This window comes from Streptomyces sp. NRRL S-87, from assembly GCF_000719335.1.
Classification (GTDB): domain Bacteria; phylum Actinomycetota; class Actinomycetes; order Streptomycetales; family Streptomycetaceae; genus Streptomyces.
Genome location: NZ_JOGB01000005.1, coordinates 142,045 through 157,990, shown reverse-complemented (window position 1 = coordinate 157,990; position 15,946 = coordinate 142,045). Strand labels below are relative to the sequence as shown.

Here is a 15,946-nt window from a genome sequence, read left to right as displayed (position 1 = left end):
GTGCCGGGCGGGCGCGCCGGGGGTCAGGCCTCGGCTCCGCCGGGCTGTCCCGCCTGGGCGGCCTCGACCTGCTTGCGGACGTCGTCCATGTCGAGGGCGCGGGCCTGGCCGATGACGTCCTCGAGGGCGGCCGCGGGGAGCGCGCCGGGCTGGGCGAAGACCGCCACCCGGTCACGGACGATCATGAGGGTAGGGATCGAGGAGATCCCGAACGCCGCTGCCAGCTCCTGCTGCGCCTCGGTGTCGACCTTGCCGAAGACCAGATCGGCGTGGGTCTCGGAGGCCTTCTCGAAGACCGGGGCGAACTGCCGGCAGGGGCCGCACCAGGACGCCCAGAAGTCGATCAGGACGAAATCGTTCTCGCTCACGACCTGGTCGAAGTTGTCCTTGGTCAGTTCCACGGTGGCCATGGGTCCGTCCCTACTTTCGTCAACCGCGGGCCTCCGGTGAGGCCGCGCTCAGCCGTCCCCGTCAACCGCACCAGGAGCCCGGCTATTCCGGTCCCTCTCAGAACGGGTACCCAGCCGGCTCGCGCCTGACCGTCGTCCAGCGGACTTCCGTGAACGCGTCCAGGTTCGCCTCCCCGCCGAAGCGGGCGCCGGTGCCCGAGGCCCCCACGCCGCCGAAGGGCGCGACGGCCTCGTCGTTCACGGTCTGGTCGTTGACGTGGGCGATGCCGGTGGGGATGCGGTCGGCCAGTTCCAGCCCCAGTGCGGTGTCCCGCGTGACGATGCCGAGGGACAGCCCGTACGGGCCGGCCGCGGCCAGCTGCGCCGCCTCGTCGAGCGTGCCGAAGGAGCGGACCGGCGCGACCGGGCCGAAGACCTCCTCCGCGTACGCGGGGGTGTCGTCGCCGACGCCGGCGAGCACGGTGGGGCGGTAGAAGAGGTCCTCGTACCGGCCGCCCGCGACGATCTTGGCGCCCTGGGTCGCGCTCGCCTCCACCAGCGCGTGCACGCGCTCGAGCTGGCCCCGGTCGATGAGCGGTCCGAGGTGCACCCGGGCGCGGTACGGGTCGCCGACCGCCAGGGCCTCGGCCTTGGCGGCCAGCCGCTCGACGTACTCCTCGTACACGGAGGCGTGCACCAGGTGCCGGCCGGCGGTCATGCAGATCTGGCCCTGGTGGAAGAAGGAGCCCCAGGCCGCCTGGGAGACGGCCGCGTCGAGGTCGGCGTCCGCCAGCACGATCAGGGCGGAGTTGCCGCCCAACTCCAGGTGCGCGCGCTTCAGTCCACGGCCCGCCGCCTCGCCCACGCTCCGGCCGGCGGCGGTGGAGCCCGTGAACGACACGATACGGACCAGGGGTTCGTCCACCACGGCGGCCCCGGTCTCGCGGCCGCCCGGCAGCACGTGCAGCAGGTCCGTGGGCAGTCCGGCGGCCTCGAAGACCGCCCGGAGCGCGAGACCCCCCGAGACGGAGGTGCGCGCGTCGGGCTTGAGGAGCACCGCGTTGCCGAGGGCGAGGGCCGGCGCGACCGACCGTACGGCCAGGACGAGCGGCACGTTGAAGGGGGCTATCACGCCGACGACGCCGGCGGGCACCCGCCGGGTGTACGAGAGCCGGGGCGCCTCGCTCGCCAGGACCTGCCCGCCGGGACGCGAGGCCAGGGCGGCCGCCTCGTAGCACTCCTGGGCGGCCGTGTGCAGCTCGAAGTCCGCCTTGCCCGGTACGGAGCCCGTCTCGCGCACCAGCCAGTCGCGCAGCTCGGCGGCGTGCTCGGAGAACAGGTCGCCGGCGCGCCGCAGCACGGCCGCCCGGCCGGTGTACGGGGCGCTCCCCCAGGCCCGCCGGGCCGCCTCGGCGCGCGCGGCGGCCGCCGCGACGTCGGCGGGCGCGGCGAGCCGGACGGTGGCCAGGGTCTCCCCCGTGGCCGGCTCGACGACCGGCGCCGGGCCGCCGGTCAGCGGGGTCTCGGACTGCCAGGTGGCGGGGTCGAGCAGCGGCATGGCGGGGCCTCTCGGGGGAGTCGCCGCGCGCGGGGCGGCGGGGGGGCGGGGCCCGGACTGCGGGGGCCCGGCCGGGCTGCGGGCAGCCGCCATGCTAGCCAGCCCGCATCCCCAAATCTGTTCAGTTATTGGGCAGTTGGTGACCGGAAAGCAGTGGGTCCGGGTCCGGCGGGTCCGAGGCCTCAGCGCTCCAGGACGAGCGCGATGCCCTGGCCCACGCCGATGCACAGCGCCGCGAGGCCGGTGCCGGAACCGGCGGCCGCGAGCTGGTGGGCGACCGAGCCCGCGAGCCGGGCGCCCGAGGCGCCGAGCGGGTGGCCCAGCGCGATGGCGCCGCCGCGCGGGTTGACCAGTGCGGGGTCGAGCTCGGGCCACTCGGCCAGGCAGCCCAGGGCCTGGGCGGCGAAGGCCTCGTTGAGCTCGAAGGTGGTCAGGTCGCCGAAGCCGCGGCCGGCCTTGGCCAGGGCGCGCTGGACGGCGTCGACCGGACCGAGGCCGAAGAGGTGCGGCTCGATGCCGGTGACCGCCGAGGTGCGGATCCGGGCCAGCGGTTCGCGCCCGGTGGCGCGCAGGCCCTCCTCGTCGACCAGGAGCAGGGCCGCAGCGCCGTCGTTGAGCGGGGAGGCGTTGCCCGCGGTGACGGTGCCGTCGGGGCGGAAGGCGGGCTTGAGCTTCGCCATCGCCTCGGGGGTCGAGGACTCCCGGATGCACTCGTCGCGGGCCAGGACCACGTCCGGGTACGGCACGACCTCGCCGTCGTAGAGGCCCGCGTTCCAGGCCGCGGCTGCCTTGCGGTGGCTGGCGAGGGCGAAGGCGTCCTGCGCCTCGCGGGTGATGCCGTGCTTGTCGGCGATGAGCTCGGCGCCCTCGCCGAGCGAGACGGTCCACTCCTCGGGCATGCGGGGGTTGGTCATGCGCCAGCCGAGGGTGGTGGACCACATCTGCTGGTGGCCTGCCGGGAAGGTGCGCTCGGGCTTCTGCACGACCCAGGGTGCACGGGTCATCGACTCGACGCCGCCGGCGATGGCCACGGAGGCGTCCCCGAGGGCGATCGCGCGGGCGGCCTGGATCACGGCTTCGAGGCCGGAGCCGCACAGCCGGTTCACCGTGACGCCGGGGACGCTGACCGGCAGCCCGGCGAGTAGCACGGCCATCCGGGCGACGTCGCGGTTGTCCTCGCCGGCGCCGTTGGCGTCGCCGAGGACGACGTCGTCGATGCGGGCGGGGTCGAGGTCGGGCGTACGGTCGACGAGGGCGCGCACGACGTGGGCGGCCAGGTCGTCGGGTCGGACCCCGGCGAACGCGCCGCCGAACTTGCCGATCGGGGTGCGGACGGCGTCGACGATGTACACGTCGCGGATGCTCATCGGGGTCTCCTGGGCGGATCCGTACGGTGCGGGCGGGGGTGCCGCCGCGGATGGGGCGCGTCCTGATCAACGCGCCCGCAGTCTCCGCCTCGGGCGCCTCACTGTCAACGGTCGGGGGGGTTGACCTGCGGGGATGTGGTGGGGGGTGGAGCCGGGGGACGAGCGGTCAGCTGGACTCGCGGCGGATGATCCGGGCCGCCATGAGGTCGTGCCGCTCCTGCGCCTCGCCCGGTTCGCGCACCACCCGGTCGACCAGGGAGGCGAGGGTGTCGCCGGTGGGCAGTTCGATCTGCACGGTGCTCAGGCGCGGCCGCAGCAGCCGGCCGAGGAGCAGGTCGTCGGCGCCGACGACGGCCGTGTCCTCGGGGATGCGGACCCCGGCGTCCTGGAGGGCGCGCATCAGGAGCATGGCGTACTCGTCGTTGTAGGCGTAGACGGCGTCGAGGCCGAGGTCGGGCCAGCGGGCGGCCAGCCGCTCCGCCGAGACCTCGGTGTAGCTCATGGGGAGCGGCTCGACGTGCACGCCGGCCTCGGCCGCCGCCGTCCGGGCCCCGGCCAGGCGGGGCGCCGAGAACAGTCCGAGGCCCTCCTCCTCGGGAACGACCACGCCGATGCGGCTCCGGCCCGTCGCGGCGAGGTGGCCGACGGCGCGCGCGCCGACCTCGGTCTGGTCCATGACGAGGGCGTGGGCGCCGGGGACGCTCTCGGGGCCCAGGGTGATCACGGCACGGGCGCCGGCCCTCTTGAGGGTGGCGACGTTGCGCGGCGAGAGCGTGATCTCGCCGAGGGAGATCACGGCGACCGGCCTCAGCTCGGCCCAGGCGCGGGCGGCCTGGTCGCCGCTGAGGCCGAGGCTGCCGTACTGCACGACGGTGTAGTCGAGTCGGCGCAGGGCCCACTGGAGCTCGTTGAGGAAGCGGCTGTAGAGCGGCCCGATCGGGACGTGCGGGGTGGGCAGCAGCACGATGCGGGTGTGCCCGGCGCGCAGGCTGCGGGCAGCGGCGTGCGGGACGTAGCCGAGTTCCTCCGCGGCCTCGCGGACCTTGCGGCGGGTGGGCTCGCTGATCCGGACGGCCTCGGCGTTGTTCAGTACGTACGAGACGGTCGCGCGGGAGACCCCGGCCAGGCGGGCCACGTCGGCGCTGGTCGGTACGGCTGGGGCGGCGGGAGCGGGGGCCCCTGGCTTGGATGACTGTGACATTGCGCTGGCATCTTTCCAGACCCGTCGGGTCCCAGGTCTGGCGGATGGCCGGAAACGAGTGCTACACAGTGGTTACACGATTCATTGACACGTGTAACCACGTGGTCGCCGCGGGGTCGTCAGGGACTCCGCGGCAGCTCCGCCGACGCGTCGTCCGTGCCCCGCCGCGCCCGCCTCCCCCGGCGCCGCGCCGGCACGTCCCCTCATCCGTTCCCCCCTGCCCTGGAGGGCACCGTGGCCCTTTCCTCCCCTGGCACCGGCACGTCCCAGGCCGCCCCCTCCCCGCGCCCCGGAACCGGCCGCGGGTTGCGGCCCCTGCTGCTGGTCGGCAACACGGCGATGTACGCCCTGTACGTCGGCGTCGCGGGCGTCCTGCTCGCGCTGCAGGTCGAGAAGATCGACCCGGCGGCGAAGGTCGCCAACTTCGGCCTGATCGGTGGGGTCTCCGCCCTCTTCGCGACGGTCTTCAACCCCGTCGCCGGGGCCCCTGTCCGACCGCTCCGGGCGGCGCAATCCGTGGATCCTGGGCGGCGGCCTCGCTCGAGTACTTCGCGGTGAGCGCGTACCAGCTCTACGTCCTCCAGGACCGCACCCGGCTGCCGGAGGGCATGGAGGCCGAGGAGGCGGTGGCGCTGCTGATGCCGCTGAACGGCGTGGCGATGGTGGTCTCCACCGTGGTCGGAGGCCACCTCTCCGACCGGTTCGACCGGCGCAAGCTGTTCGTCGGCGCCTCGGCCGTGCTCTCCGCGGTGGCCCTGCTGATCCCCGCGGCCTCGGCGAGCTGGCCGGCGATGCTGGCCTTCTCGGTGGTCAACGGGCTCGGTTTCGGCTGCTACATGGCGGTCGACACGGCGCTGGTGACCCTGGTGCTGCCGACCGCCGAGGACGCCGCCCGCGACATGGGCGTCCTGAACGTCGCCAACGCCGGACCGCAGATCATCGCGCCGTTCATCGCCTCGCTGGTCGTCTCCCTCAGCGGCGGCTACACCGCGCTCTTCCTCGTCGCGGCCGTCCTGTCGGTGGCCGGGGCACTGGCCGTCCGGCCGATCCGCACCGTGCGCTGAGGTTCCGCTCAGCCCCGCGGTGCCGGCGACCTACCGGGACGGACGAGCTCCCGGACCGGCTCGTCGGCCAGCACGCGGACCGGCTCACCGGCCAGCACCCGGACCGGGACCTCCCCCGCGAGTCGGCGGGCCTCCGCGGCGAACGCGGTCGAGGCCGCACCCTCCTTGCTGGTGGTCACCACCACGCCGGAGGCGTCGTGTTCGGGCGTACCGGTGTAGACCCGGAATCCGGCGACCTCGCCCGCGTCCATGACCCGCTGCAGGGCGGTGTCGAGCTGCCGCCTGCCGTACCGGGCCAGGTAGAGGTCCGCGCGGCCCGGGTCCACGGACGGATCGGCCGCCTTCGCGGCCGCCAGCAGCTTCCGCCCCTCGGCGAGGTCGGTGACGCACAGGAGCACCCGTCCCGGCGGGGAGTCCACCCGCATCTCGGCGTACACGTCCGCGAAGGCCACCCGCCCCAGCTCGCCGACGGCCTGCGCGAGGGCCTCCGCCTCCCGGGTGTTGGCGGGGCTCCCGTCGATGGTGGCGGGGGGTGCGGTGGGGTCCTCCTGCGCCGGGTCGTCGGCGAGTTGCGGGCAGTCGGCCGCGGCGGCCACCAGGCTCGACCCCGACGTGTCCGGCCCCTCGTCGGTGCCGCAGCCGGTCAGTGCGGCCGCCAGCACGACCGCCGTGCAGAGCAGGGCCGTTCGGGTTCCCCCACGTCCTGTGCCGGTACGGGTGGTGGTGATGCGCATACGTGCCCCCCATGTGTGTCGTACGGCTGTCCGGTCCGGTCGTGTGCGGACCGGAGCGGGGCTGTGACGGGGCCCGCCGGCCTGCGGTTCCGCCCGACCGGTACGGGGCGGTGCCGACGGGGGGCCGGACGGGCGTCAACCGGCCGGCGGGCGCGTCCCCCGTCGGAACGCCGCCGCGGGCGGAACCGCCGCCACCGGTCGGCGTACCGTGTCCCGCGTGACTGCGACGACCGAAGTGGACCCGTACACGACCGGACCGGTGCGCACCGAGTACGCCCCGGCGTACGACGGCGACCCCGACCCCGGCGAGATCGTCTGGACCTGGGTGCCGTACGAGGAGGGGGACGGGCGGGGCAAGGACCGGCCGGTCCTGGTCGTGGCCCGTGAGGTGTCCGGAACGCTCCTTGCGGTCCAGCTGTCGAGCAAGCGCCACGACGACGACCGCGAGTGGATCGCGCTCGGCGCCGGGCCCTGGGACCGCGAGGGGCGGCCGTCCTGGGTGGACGTGGACCGGATCCTGCGCATCACCGACGCCGGCATGCGGCGCGAGGCCTGCGCCCTGGATCGGGCCCGCTTCGACCTCGTGATCACACGCCTGCGCGAGCGGTACGGCTGGACCTGATCGACTCTCCCCGCTCTCAGGTCCCACCAAACCCTGGAGCCCCACTCACGTTCCCGAAGCCGGCCCGGTGCACCCCCCGGGCCGGCTTCGTCGTACGCGCCGCCGCGAGGCCGGCCGGCGGCACCACGGAGGGGCGGGTACGCAGAGTGACCGGGGGAAGACGTTCGCCGAGCGCCCTTTTCGTTCGCATATATCCTGGAAGGCGGATCAGCTTTCCTTCGGAAAGCGCATGCCGGGACGCCCCACACCCGGGTCTGGAGGCAAGAGACACTTTTCGCCAATCTGCCCACTTGCGGCTCGAATTCGCTCTTGAGGATTCCGCGAGAGATCGTCGAACCTCGGTGCGTAGCCTCGACCCGAGCTCGTCAGAGTGTTGACAGGAGGATCAGGCAATGCCCCAGACGTCCCGTCCTGGGACCGCCCCTGCGGTCTCCGAGGCCGAGACCGAGGATCTGGTCCACGGCATCTGTTTCAAGACCGGGCCGCCCCGGTACGTCGGCGCCGAACTCGAATGGCTGATACACGACCGCGCCTCCCCCGGCGCCCCCGTCTCCGACGAGCGGTTGCACGCGGCCCACGCCGCCGCGGGCGCGCTCCCCCTGCACTCCCGCTTCACCGTCGAGCCGGGCGGCCAGCTCGAACTGAGCTCCCCGGTCGCCACCTCCCTCACCGGCTGCCTCGACGCCCTCCAGGCCGATCTGTCCGCCGTCCGGGCGACCCTGGACGACCTGGGGCTCTACCTCGTCGGCCGCGGCCAGGACTCCCGCCGCCCCCCGCACCGCCTGCTGCACGCCCCGCGCTACGACGCCATGGAGCGGTACTTCGACCGCTGCGGCCCGGCCGGCCGGCAGATGATGTGCGCCTCCGCCTCGGTGCAGGTGTGCGTCGACGCCGGCTACGAGGAACCCGGCCCCCTCGGTCACGGCCGACGCTGGCTGCTCGCCCACCTGCTGGGCGCCGTCCTCGTCTCCGCCTTCGCCAACTCCCCCGCCGACAGCGGCCCCTACCGCGGCTGGCGGTCGTCCCGGCAGGGCATCTGGGCGGACCTCGACCCGCGCCGCAACCTCGCGCCGCCGCTGGGCCGGGAGCCCCGGGCCGCGTGGACCCGGCACGCGCTGGACACCGAGGTGATGTGCGTACGGTCCGCCGACGGCGGGCCGTGGGACGCCCCGCAGGGCATGACCTTCCGCGACTGGGTCCGCCACGGCGGTCCGCGCCCGCCCACCCGCGAGGACCTCGCCTACCACCTGACCACGCTGTTCCCCCCGGTGCGCCCGCGCGGCCACCTGGAACTGCGGATGATCGACGCGCAGCCCGGGGACGACGGCTGGCTCGTCCCGGTGGCCGTCACCACCGCGCTCTTCGACGACCCCCAGGCCGCCGAGACGGCGTACCGCGCGGTCAAGGCGCTGTCCGACCGGGCCGGCCCGCACCCCGCCCCGCGCAACCCCCTGTGGCGGGAGGCCGCCCGCTCGGGCCCCGCCGACCCCGAGCTGCGCGCGGCCGCCGACACCTGCTTCCGGGCCGCCCTGGACGCGCTGCCCCGGCTGGGAGCCGGCGGGGCCGTCGTGGACGCCGTCGGGGAGTTCGCGGAGCGCTACGTCGCCCGCGGCCGCTGCCCCGCCGACGATCCGCCCGCCACCGCTCCGACCGCCGCGGGTCCGACCTCCGCCGTCCGTCCGCACCGCCGTACCGGAAGGAACCGCTGACGTGAACGACGCTCCGCAGGACCTGCGCGAGCAGGCCCTGACCGCCCTCACCGCCGCGCGGCAGCGTACGGCTGGCCTCACCGACTGCGTGGACGCGGACGACCTCACCGCCCAGCACTCCCCCCTGATGTCGCCGCTGGTCTGGGACCTGGCGCACATCGGCAACATGGAGGAGCTGTGGCTCCTGCGCAACGTGGCCGGCCACGACCCCATGCACCCCGAGATCGACCCGCTGTACGACGCCTTCGAGCACCCGCGCGCCGAGCGGCCCACGCTGCCGCTGCTGCCCCCGGACGAGGCCCGCCGCTACACCGCGGAGGTCCGCGGCAAGGTCTTCGACGTGCTGGAGAAGACCCCCTTCGAGGGCAGCGACCTGCTCGACGCCGGCTTCGCCTTCGGGATGATCGCCCAGCACGAGCAGCAGCACGACGAGACGATGCTGATCACCCATCAGCTGCGCAGGGGCGCGGCCGTGCTCACCGCCCCCGACCCCGACCCGCCGGCCGGCCCGCCTCCGGCCGCCCGCGAAGCCCTGGTGCCGGCCGGCCCGTTCATGATGGGGACCTCCGCCGAGCCGTGGTCGCTGGACAACGAGCGGCCCGCGCACGAGCGGGAGGTCGCGGCGTACTGGATCGACACCGCGCCGGTCACGAACGCCGACTACCAGCGGTTCATCGCCGACGGCGGCTACACCACCCGCCGCTGGTGGGCCCCGGAGGGCTGGGAGCAGATCCGCCGGCACGGCATCGGGGCGCCGCTGTTCTGGTGGTCGGAGGGCGGCCAGTGGCTGCGCCGCCGGTTCGGGGTGACCGAGCCCGTTCCGGCCGCCGAGCCCGTCCTGCACGTGAGCTGGTACGAGGCCGACGCGTACGCCCGCTGGGCCGGGCGGCGGCTGCCCACGGAGGCGGAGTGGGAGAAGGCGGCCCGGCACGACCCGGCCACGGGCGGCTCCCGGCGCTACCCGTGGGGCGACGAGGACCCCACCCCCGAGCACGCCAACCTCGGCCAGCGCCACCTGCGCCCCGCCCCGGCCGGCAGTTACGCCAGAGGCGCCTCGCCGCTCGGCGTGCGGCAGCTGATCGGCGACGTGTGGGAGTGGACCGCCAGCGACTTCACCGGCTACCCCGGCTTCCGGGCCTTTCCGTACCGGGAGTACTCGGAGGTGTTCTTCGGGCCGGCCCACAAGGTGCTGCGCGGCGGCTCGTTCGCGGTCGACGCGGTGGCCTGCCGCGGCACGTTCCGCAACTGGGACCTGCCCGTGCGCCGCCAGATCTTCGCCGGTTTCCGTACCGTGCGGGACGCCTGATGTGCCGTCACCTCGCCTACCTCGGGCCGGCGGTCACCCTCGGGAAGCTGCTGACCGAGCCGGACCACAGCCTCTTCCGGCAGTCCTGGGAGCCGCGCCGGCAGGCCAGCGGGGTGGTCAACGCGGACGGCTTCGGGGTCGGATGGTACGCCGAGTACGATCCGCTGCCGGCCCGGTTCCGGAGGTTCGGGCCGATCTGGGCCGACCAGTCCTTCCTCGACCTCGTCCGGGTGGTGCGCAGCGGTGCGCTGCTGGCCGCCGTCCGCGACGCGACCGTGGGCGGGTCGGACGGGGAGGCGGCGGCCGCGCCGTTCGCGGACGGGCGGTGGCTGTTCAGCCACAACGGCGCGCTGCGCGACTGGCCGGACGCGGTGGCGCCGCTCGCGGCCGCGCTGCCGGCGGCGGAGCTGCTGTCGATGGAGTGCCGTACGGACTCCGCGTTGGTGTGGGCCCTGGTGGCGCACCGGCTGCGGCGCGGGGACGAGCCCGGTGGGGCGGTGTCCGAGGTGGTGCGGGAGCTGGCCGGCGCGGCGCCCGGGTCCCGGCTGAACCTGCTGCTGACCGACGGCGCCCGGATCCTGGCCACCGCCTGGGGCGACTCGCTCTGGTACCTCGCCGAGCCCGAGGCACTGCGGACGGTCGTGGCCTCCGAGCCGTACGACGACGATCCGCGCTGGCAGGAGGTGCCCGACCGGACGCTGCTGACCGCCACGCGCGACGAGATCAAGCTGACCCCCCTCAAGGAGCCGAACACGTGAGCCGATTCCTGCTGACCCGAACCCTCGACGAGCACGCGGCGGAGACCGCGCTGCGCGACGACGTGCTGCACGGGCTGACGACCACGCCCAAGACGCTGCCGCCCAAATGGTTCTACGACGGCCGCGGCAGCGAGCTCTTCGAGGAGATCACGCGCCTGCCCGAGTACTACCCGACGCGCGCCGAGCGGGAGATCCTGGTGGCCCGGGCCGCCGAGATCGCCGCCGCGAGCGGGGCCCGCACCCTGGTGGAGCTGGGCTCCGGGTCGTCGGACAAGACCCGGCACCTGATCGCGGCGATGCCCGCACTCGACCTGTACGTGCCGGTGGACGTCAGCGAGAGCGCTCTGGCCGGGGCGGCGCGGACGCTGCAGGCGGAGCACCCGTCGCTGCGCGTGCACGCGCTGCTGGCGGACTTCACGAAGGCGCTCGAGCTGCCCGACTCCCCGGGGCCGCGGCTGGTGCTCTTCCTGGGCGGCACGATCGGCAACCTGCTGCCGGCGGAGCGCGCCGCGTTCCTGCGCGCGGTCCGGGCGATGCTCTCGCCCGGGGACGCTCTGCTGCTGGGCACGGACCTGGTCAAGGACGAGGGGACGCTCGTCGCTGCGTACGACGACGCGGCCGGCGTGACCGCGGAGTTCAACAAGAACGTGCTGGCGGTGATCAACCGTGAGCTGGACGCCGACTTCCACCCGGACGACTTCGCGCACGTGGCCGTGTGGGACGCCGAGCAGGAGTGGATCGAGATGCGGTTGCGGGCCCGGTCCGAGCTGTCGGTCAAGATCCGGGCCCTGGACCTGGTCGTGCCGTTCGAGGCCGGCGAGGAGATGCGGACGGAGGTGTCGGCGAAGTTCCGTCAGGAGCGGGTCGCGGCGGAACTCGCCGCGGCGGGGCTGGAGCTCTCGCGGTGGTGGACGGACGCGGCGGGGCGGTTCGCGCTCTCGCTGGCCACCGCCGCCTGACGCGGCAGGGGCAACGGGGCCGGTACGGACCGGCCGGCCGGTGCGTGGCGGACGTCGGGCGGCGGCAGCGGCACGGCGTCGGCCACCGCCTCCTGGACCGCGCGGGCCAGGTCCCGCCGGTCGCCGTACCGGCCGGCCGGGATCCGGGGCAGCAGCCGGAGCTCGGCCGTCACCCCGCGGGCCCGCACCACCCGCCACAGCGAGGCGCCCAGCGGGTCGTCCCCGACGAAGGCGGCAGCGGTGGCGAGGCCGCCGTCCGGGAGGCGGTAGTCGATGCGTACGGGCTGCACGGCCGCTCCCGCGTCGAGCGCGGCCTGGAACGCGGCCGGGCGGAACCGCCCCTGGGCCCGGCCGCACCACGTGCTGCCCTCGGGGAAGACCGTGACGTGCGCCCCGGCCCGCAGCGCCCCCGCGATCCCGGCGACCGTGCCGGGCAGGGCGCGCAGCCGGTCCCGGTCGATGAAGAGGGTGCCCGCCCGGGCGGCGAGGAACCCCAGGCCGGGGTAGCCGCGTACTTCGCTCTTGGCCAGCATCCGGCCGGGCAGGGCGCCGGCCACGAGCGGGACGTCGAGCCAGGAGACGTGGTTCGGGGCGACCAGGTGGCCGACCACCGGCCGGGGCCACCCGTGGTGGCGGACGCGCACACCGAACGCGCGCAGGAGCGTCCGGGCCCAGCACCGTACGGCGGCGTGCCGGGCGCGCGGGCCCAGCGGGCGGACCAGCAGGGCGCCGGGGACGCCCAGCAGGCCGACGGTGCAGCCGGCCACGAGCCGCAGTACCGCCAGGGGCACGGCCGCCGGCCGGTCCGGCCGGTCGGCGCACCCCGCGGGGGTGCAGGGCGCGGCGGGCAGCCAGACGCCGGTCACGAGGGCACCAGCGACAGGAAGTGCTTCAGGTAGCGCGGGTTCGTGCGGCGCAGCGACAGCAGGACGTAGAGGTCGGCGACGCCGAACTCCGCGTCGTGGGCCGGCTCCCCGCAGACCCAGGCGCCGAGCCGGATGTAGCCGCGCAGCAGCGGCGGCAGCTCGACGCGCCCGGCGACGGGGACGCCCGCGGCGTTCCAGGGGCGGTGCGGGGTCACGCGGTACTCCTCGGGCGCGAGGTTGCGGGCGAGGACGGTCTCCCGGGTGGCGGCCGCCAGGGCCCCGCCGTCGGCGAGCGGTACGGAGCAGCAGCCGGCCAGCCAGTTGTGGCCGCTGCGCTCCATGTAGCGGGCCAGGCCGGCCCAGATGAGGGCGATCACGGCGCCGTTGCGGTGGGCGGGGTGCACGCAGGAGCGGCCGACCTCGACCAGCTCGGGCCGGATCGGGGCGAGCCGGCCGAGGTCGAACTCGCCCTCGGAGTAGAGCCGCCCGGCGACCGCGGCGCGCTCGGGCGGCAGCAGGCGGTAGGTGCCGACCACGTCGCCGGTCGTCTCGTCCAGGACGAGGAGGTGGTCGCAGTAGGCGTCGAAGGCGTCGGAGTCCAGGCCGGGCTCGGGGCCGTCGAGGCGGGCTCCCATCTCGCCGGCGAAGACCTGGTGGCGCAGCCGCTGGGCGGCGCGCACCTCGGCCTCGTCGCGGGCGAGCCGGACGGTGTACCGGGCCGCCGGACCGCCGGCGGCGGGAGCCGCGGGCGGGGTGGGGGCGGGGGCGCCCGGTGCGGCGGTGGGGGCGGGGACGGGGGAGAGCGGGGCGATGGTCATGGCGGCTCCTGGTCCGGGCAGGTCGCCAGGCCGGGTGGTGGGCCTGGCTCCTTACTTCTTCCGTGACCGGCTGGATTCGACATGACGGCGCAGGGGCCCGCGGATGTGCGGATGGCGAATGACGGGTTCGCGCGGGCCCCCGAGGTGCGTCAGTGGTCGGCGCTGAGCACCCGGGTGATCGTCTCGTCCGCGGTGGCGGCGGCCCGCTCGGGGTCCTCGCCGTTCAGGACCGCCGTCATGTACGGCTTGATCGGGTTCTGCGCCTCGACCTCGGCCCAGCGGGCCGACTTGGGGGTGGCGCGGCCCTGGACGGCGCCCTTGGCCATGGCCGCGGCGCCGTCGTTGTCGTCGATGACGTGTGCGAGCGTGGTCTTGTTGGGCACGTAGCTCATCTCCCGCGCCAGCTCGGTCTGCCACTTCTCGCTGACCAGCGCGGAGATCACCTCGACCGCGGCCCGCCGCTGCTCCGTGCCGGCGGGGATGATCAGGTCCGAGCCGCCGGTGAAGACCGCCCCCGGCTTCTCGGCGGTCTTGCCCGGGACGGGGAAGTAGCCGAGCCTGCCGGCGAGCTCGGGGTTGGCCTGCTCGATCAGGGCCGCGCTGCCGGGTGGGGCGATGATCTGCGCCACCTTGCCGCGGGCGAACACCTCGGCCTGCGGCGGTGTCTCCTCGTCGGCGTTCTTCGGGCCGTCGCCGAGGGCCTGGAGCTGCTGGTAGAAGCGCATGCCGCGGAGGGCCTGCGGGCTGCCGAGGGCGCCGTTCCACCGGCCGTTGCCCTCGACCGCGAGGTCGCCGCCCTCGTCCCAGACGAAGCCGGCGAGCACGTACCAGTTCTGGCCCGGCAGGTAGATGCCCTGCTGCTCGCCCCGGTCCAGCTTCCGGGTGTCGCGGAGCCAGGCGGCGCGGGTCCTGGGCGGGCTGGTGATGCCGGCCGCCTCGAAGAGGTCCTTGTTGTAGATCACCACGCGGTTGGCCGCGTACCACGGGACGCCGTACTGCGCCCCGTCGACGCTGCCCGGGTCGGCGAGGCCCTTGAGCCAGTCCTTGCTGCCCCAGTCGCGCAGGCCCTCCAGGGTCAGCTCGGTGAGGTGGTCGGTCTCGGCGTACTGCGCGACCTGGGTGTTCCCGACCTCGATCACGTCGGCGGTGTCCTCGCCCCGGAGCACCTTGTGGACCTTCTCGCCGATGCCGGTCCACTCCTGGATCCGGATGTCCAGGTCGATGTCCTCGTGCGCGGCCTCGAAGTCCTCCGTGAAGCGGTCGAGGAAGTCGTCCGAGGCGCTGCCCTTCATGAGCCAGACGGTGACCTTGCGCGCACCGCCGTCGTCGGACCCGAGCACGCCGCAGGCGGACAGCGCCGTGGCCGCGGCCACGGCGGTGCATACGGAAGAAAACATGCGCAACTTCACAGAAGCCACCTTCGGGTCGTGCGGGGATGGCTTGAAATTGGCATGGACCAATTGAACGGGTCAAGGGGATCAGGCCAGGTTTTCTTCACGGAAACCACACGCGCCATGACGCGACTCGCGCCCAAACCGGGACCTTTGACGTGCTATCGGACAGGGTGGCGCAGGCCCCGGGGCCCGTCGTGCGGGTCGGTGGCGCGACCGACCGTCACCCGTCCGGCCCGGCGCGACGCCTCGCGGACCCGGGCCGGGTGGGGCACCGTGGAGTGAGCACCGCCACTTCGCACGGGAGCGTCCAATGTCGAACCACACCTATCGCGTGACCGAGATCGTCGGGACCTCCCCCGACGGCATCGACCAGGCCATCCGCAACGGCATCACCCGCGCGTCCCAGACCCTGCGCAACCTGGACTGGTTCGAGGTCACCCAGGTGCGCGGCCACATCGAGAACGGTGCGATCGCGCACTACCAGGTGGGCCTGAAGGTGGGCTTCCGGCTGGACGGCGAGGACTGAGGTCGGCCCGCCGGCCGGCGTGGGCGCACCGGTCGGGGGACGGCCGGGACCCCCGACCGCCCCGGGGAGCCCGCGCGCCGTACGGGGGGGAACCACGCAGGCCGTCTCAGGTGCGACCGGTCCGCTCCTGTGCGTCCCTGAGCTCCTCGGACGGCGCGGCCCAGTCGGCCCGCACCACCGCGAATCCGGCCCGCCGCGCCTCGTCGCAGACGAGTTCGTCGTCGTCGACGAGCATCCGCACCGTCCGCCCCCGGGCGATCCGCCGGAGCACCTCCAGCTTGGTCGTCCGGGCCGGACGGCGGTCCTGGTCGCCCCGCATCCACAGCTTGCCGTCGGGCAGCCCCTGCTCCGCGAGCCAGGCCAGGGTGTCCGCGCGGCACCGTTCCGGCCGACCGGTCAGGTAGACCACCTCGCACTCCTCGGCGCTCTCCAGGGCCAGCGCCACCCCGCGTTCCAGCGGCGGGTCCTGCGGGGCCGCCGCGAAGAACCCGGCCCAGTCGCGCGGCCGGCGCTCCAGGAAGTGCTGCCGGTGCGCGGTGTCCGCCAGGGTGCCGTCGAGGTCGAAGACGGCCAGCGGCCGCCGTGTGCTGTCGCTTCTCGCATGCGTCATGCAGGCCAGCCTAGGGACGGCCACCGACACCCGGGAATCTCCCGGCCACGGCGGCGTTGAACCCA

The 15,946-nt window shown here is 74.7% G+C and carries 17 protein-coding genes; 8 read left to right on the top strand and 9 right to left on the bottom strand.

Annotated elements, in window-relative coordinates; translation table 11 throughout:
• Positions 1-23 precede the first annotated feature (23 nt).
• The 4 genes from trxA to IF43_RS0105195 all read right to left on the bottom strand — a co-directional run bounded on the left by trxA (position 24) and on the right by IF43_RS0105195 (position 4,515).
• On the bottom strand, positions 24-410 hold the full coding sequence (gene trxA / locus IF43_RS0105210; RefSeq protein ID WP_030194453.1) for a thioredoxin: 387 nt from the start codon (positions 408-410) through the stop codon (positions 24-26).
• A gap of 97 nt (positions 411-507) precedes the next feature.
• Positions 508-1,947 (bottom strand): aldehyde dehydrogenase family protein, encoded by a 1,440-nt coding sequence (locus IF43_RS0105205; RefSeq protein ID WP_030194449.1) that lies wholly within the window; start codon positions 1,945-1,947, stop codon positions 508-510.
• Positions 1,948-2,129: 182 nt separating this feature from the next.
• A complete protein-coding gene (locus IF43_RS0105200) occupies positions 2,130-3,314 on the bottom strand; it encodes a thiolase family protein (RefSeq protein ID WP_030194441.1) in 1,185 nt (394 codons plus the stop codon).
• A gap of 166 nt (positions 3,315-3,480) precedes the next feature.
• The gene (locus IF43_RS0105195; RefSeq protein WP_030194439.1) at positions 3,481-4,515 is read right to left on the bottom strand and encodes a LacI family DNA-binding transcriptional regulator; all 1,035 of its coding nucleotides are present in this window, start codon (positions 4,513-4,515) and stop codon (positions 3,481-3,483) included.
• Between the two features lie 234 nt (positions 4,516-4,749).
• Here IF43_RS0105195 and IF43_RS42360 point away from each other — a divergent pair, with 234 nt between their 5' ends.
• Positions 4,750-5,073, top strand: a complete 324-nt coding sequence (locus IF43_RS42360; protein WP_234331955.1) for a hypothetical protein — start codon at positions 4,750-4,752, stop codon at positions 5,071-5,073.
• Positions 5,070-5,579 carry an MFS transporter gene (locus IF43_RS36075; protein WP_234331954.1) on the top strand — a complete coding sequence of 170 codons (510 nt, stop codon included), beginning with the start codon at positions 5,070-5,072 and terminating at the stop codon, positions 5,577-5,579. Before IF43_RS42360 ends, IF43_RS36075 begins: the two co-directional genes overlap by 4 nt.
• 8 nt (positions 5,580-5,587) lie before the next feature.
• Here the strand turns inward: IF43_RS36075 and IF43_RS0105185 are convergent, their stop codons facing one another.
• Positions 5,588-6,313, bottom strand: coding sequence for a hypothetical protein (locus tag IF43_RS0105185; RefSeq protein ID WP_030194437.1), 726 nt, complete (start codon positions 6,311-6,313; stop codon positions 5,588-5,590).
• Between the two features lie 217 nt (positions 6,314-6,530).
• On the opposite strand from IF43_RS0105185, the gene IF43_RS0105180 reads away from it, so the two are divergent.
• From IF43_RS0105180 to egtD, 5 genes are all read left to right on the top strand, one after another.
• Complete coding sequence (locus IF43_RS0105180; protein ID WP_234331953.1) at positions 6,531-6,935, top strand: type II toxin-antitoxin system PemK/MazF family toxin; 405 nt, start codon at positions 6,531-6,533, stop codon at positions 6,933-6,935.
• 392 nt (positions 6,936-7,327) lie between these two features.
• Positions 7,328-8,644 (top strand): ergothioneine biosynthesis glutamate--cysteine ligase EgtA, encoded by a 1,317-nt coding sequence (gene egtA, locus IF43_RS0105175; protein ID WP_030194433.1) that lies wholly within the window; start codon positions 7,328-7,330, stop codon positions 8,642-8,644.
• Between the two features lies 1 nt (position 8,645).
• Positions 8,646-9,950 (top strand): ergothioneine biosynthesis protein EgtB, encoded by a 1,305-nt coding sequence (gene egtB, locus IF43_RS0105170; RefSeq protein ID WP_030194431.1) that lies wholly within the window; start codon positions 8,646-8,648, stop codon positions 9,948-9,950.
• Entirely contained in the window at positions 9,950-10,708 is a 759-nt protein-coding gene (gene egtC / locus IF43_RS0105165; protein ID WP_030194428.1) for an ergothioneine biosynthesis protein EgtC, read from the top strand. Before egtB ends, egtC begins: the two co-directional genes overlap by 1 nt.
• Positions 10,705-11,667, top strand: coding sequence for an L-histidine N(alpha)-methyltransferase (gene egtD, locus IF43_RS0105160; protein ID WP_030194425.1), 963 nt, complete (start codon positions 10,705-10,707; stop codon positions 11,665-11,667). Before egtC ends, egtD begins: the two co-directional genes overlap by 4 nt.
• Here egtD and IF43_RS0105155 read toward each other — a convergent pair.
• From IF43_RS0105155 to IF43_RS0105145, 3 genes are all read right to left on the bottom strand, one after another.
• The gene (locus IF43_RS0105155; RefSeq protein ID WP_030194420.1) at positions 11,562-12,533 is read right to left on the bottom strand and encodes a 1-acyl-sn-glycerol-3-phosphate acyltransferase; all 972 of its coding nucleotides are present in this window, start codon (positions 12,531-12,533) and stop codon (positions 11,562-11,564) included. The genes egtD and IF43_RS0105155 overlap by 106 nt on opposite strands.
• Positions 12,530-13,351 carry a GNAT family N-acetyltransferase gene (locus IF43_RS0105150; RefSeq protein ID WP_030194410.1) on the bottom strand — a complete coding sequence of 274 codons (822 nt, stop codon included), beginning with the start codon at positions 13,349-13,351 and terminating at the stop codon, positions 12,530-12,532. The genes IF43_RS0105155 and IF43_RS0105150 overlap by 4 nt, the downstream gene beginning before the upstream one ends.
• A 149-nt stretch (positions 13,352-13,500) precedes the next feature.
• Complete coding sequence (locus IF43_RS0105145) at positions 13,501-14,748, bottom strand: extracellular solute-binding protein (protein WP_107048399.1); 1,248 nt, start codon at positions 14,746-14,748, stop codon at positions 13,501-13,503.
• 307 nt (positions 14,749-15,055) lie between these two features.
• On the opposite strand from IF43_RS0105145, the gene IF43_RS0105140 reads away from it, so the two are divergent.
• Positions 15,056-15,271, top strand: a complete 216-nt coding sequence (locus tag IF43_RS0105140; RefSeq protein ID WP_030194405.1) for a dodecin — start codon at positions 15,056-15,058, stop codon at positions 15,269-15,271.
• A gap of 106 nt (positions 15,272-15,377) precedes the next feature.
• Here the strand turns inward: IF43_RS0105140 and IF43_RS0105135 are convergent, their stop codons facing one another.
• A complete protein-coding gene (locus IF43_RS0105135) occupies positions 15,378-15,881 on the bottom strand; it encodes a nucleotidase (protein ID WP_030194403.1) in 504 nt (167 codons plus the stop codon).
• Positions 15,882-15,946 lie beyond the last annotated feature (65 nt).

Bases quoted from the DNA above. Each gene is read 5' to 3' on its own strand.
- IF43_RS0105140 (WP_030194405.1), top strand. From the start codon at position 15,056: ATGTCGAACCACACCTATCGCGTGACCGAGATCGTCGGGACCTCCCCC.
- egtC (WP_030194428.1), top strand. From the start codon at position 9,950: ATGTGCCGTCACCTCGCCTACCTCGGGCCGGCGGTCACCCTCGGGAAG.
- IF43_RS0105185 (WP_030194437.1), bottom strand. From the start codon at position 6,313: ATGCGCATCACCACCACCCGTACCGGCACAGGACGTGGGGGAACCCGA.
- IF43_RS0105135 (WP_030194403.1), bottom strand. From the start codon at position 15,881: ATGACGCATGCGAGAAGCGACAGCACACGGCGGCCGCTGGCCGTCTTC.
- trxA (WP_030194453.1), bottom strand. From the start codon at position 410: ATGGCCACCGTGGAACTGACCAAGGACAACTTCGACCAGGTCGTGAGC.
- egtA (WP_030194433.1), top strand. From the start codon at position 7,328: ATGCCCCAGACGTCCCGTCCTGGGACCGCCCCTGCGGTCTCCGAGGCC.
- IF43_RS0105195 (WP_030194439.1), bottom strand. From the start codon at position 4,515: ATGTCACAGTCATCCAAGCCAGGGGCCCCCGCTCCCGCCGCCCCAGCC.
- IF43_RS0105205 (WP_030194449.1), bottom strand. From the start codon at position 1,947: ATGCCGCTGCTCGACCCCGCCACCTGGCAGTCCGAGACCCCGCTGACC.
- IF43_RS0105145 (WP_107048399.1), bottom strand. From the start codon at position 14,748: ATGTTTTCTTCCGTATGCACCGCCGTGGCCGCGGCCACGGCGCTGTCC.
- IF43_RS0105200 (WP_030194441.1), bottom strand. From the start codon at position 3,314: ATGAGCATCCGCGACGTGTACATCGTCGACGCCGTCCGCACCCCGATC.
- IF43_RS0105150 (WP_030194410.1), bottom strand. From the start codon at position 13,351: ATGACCATCGCCCCGCTCTCCCCCGTCCCCGCCCCCACCGCCGCACCG.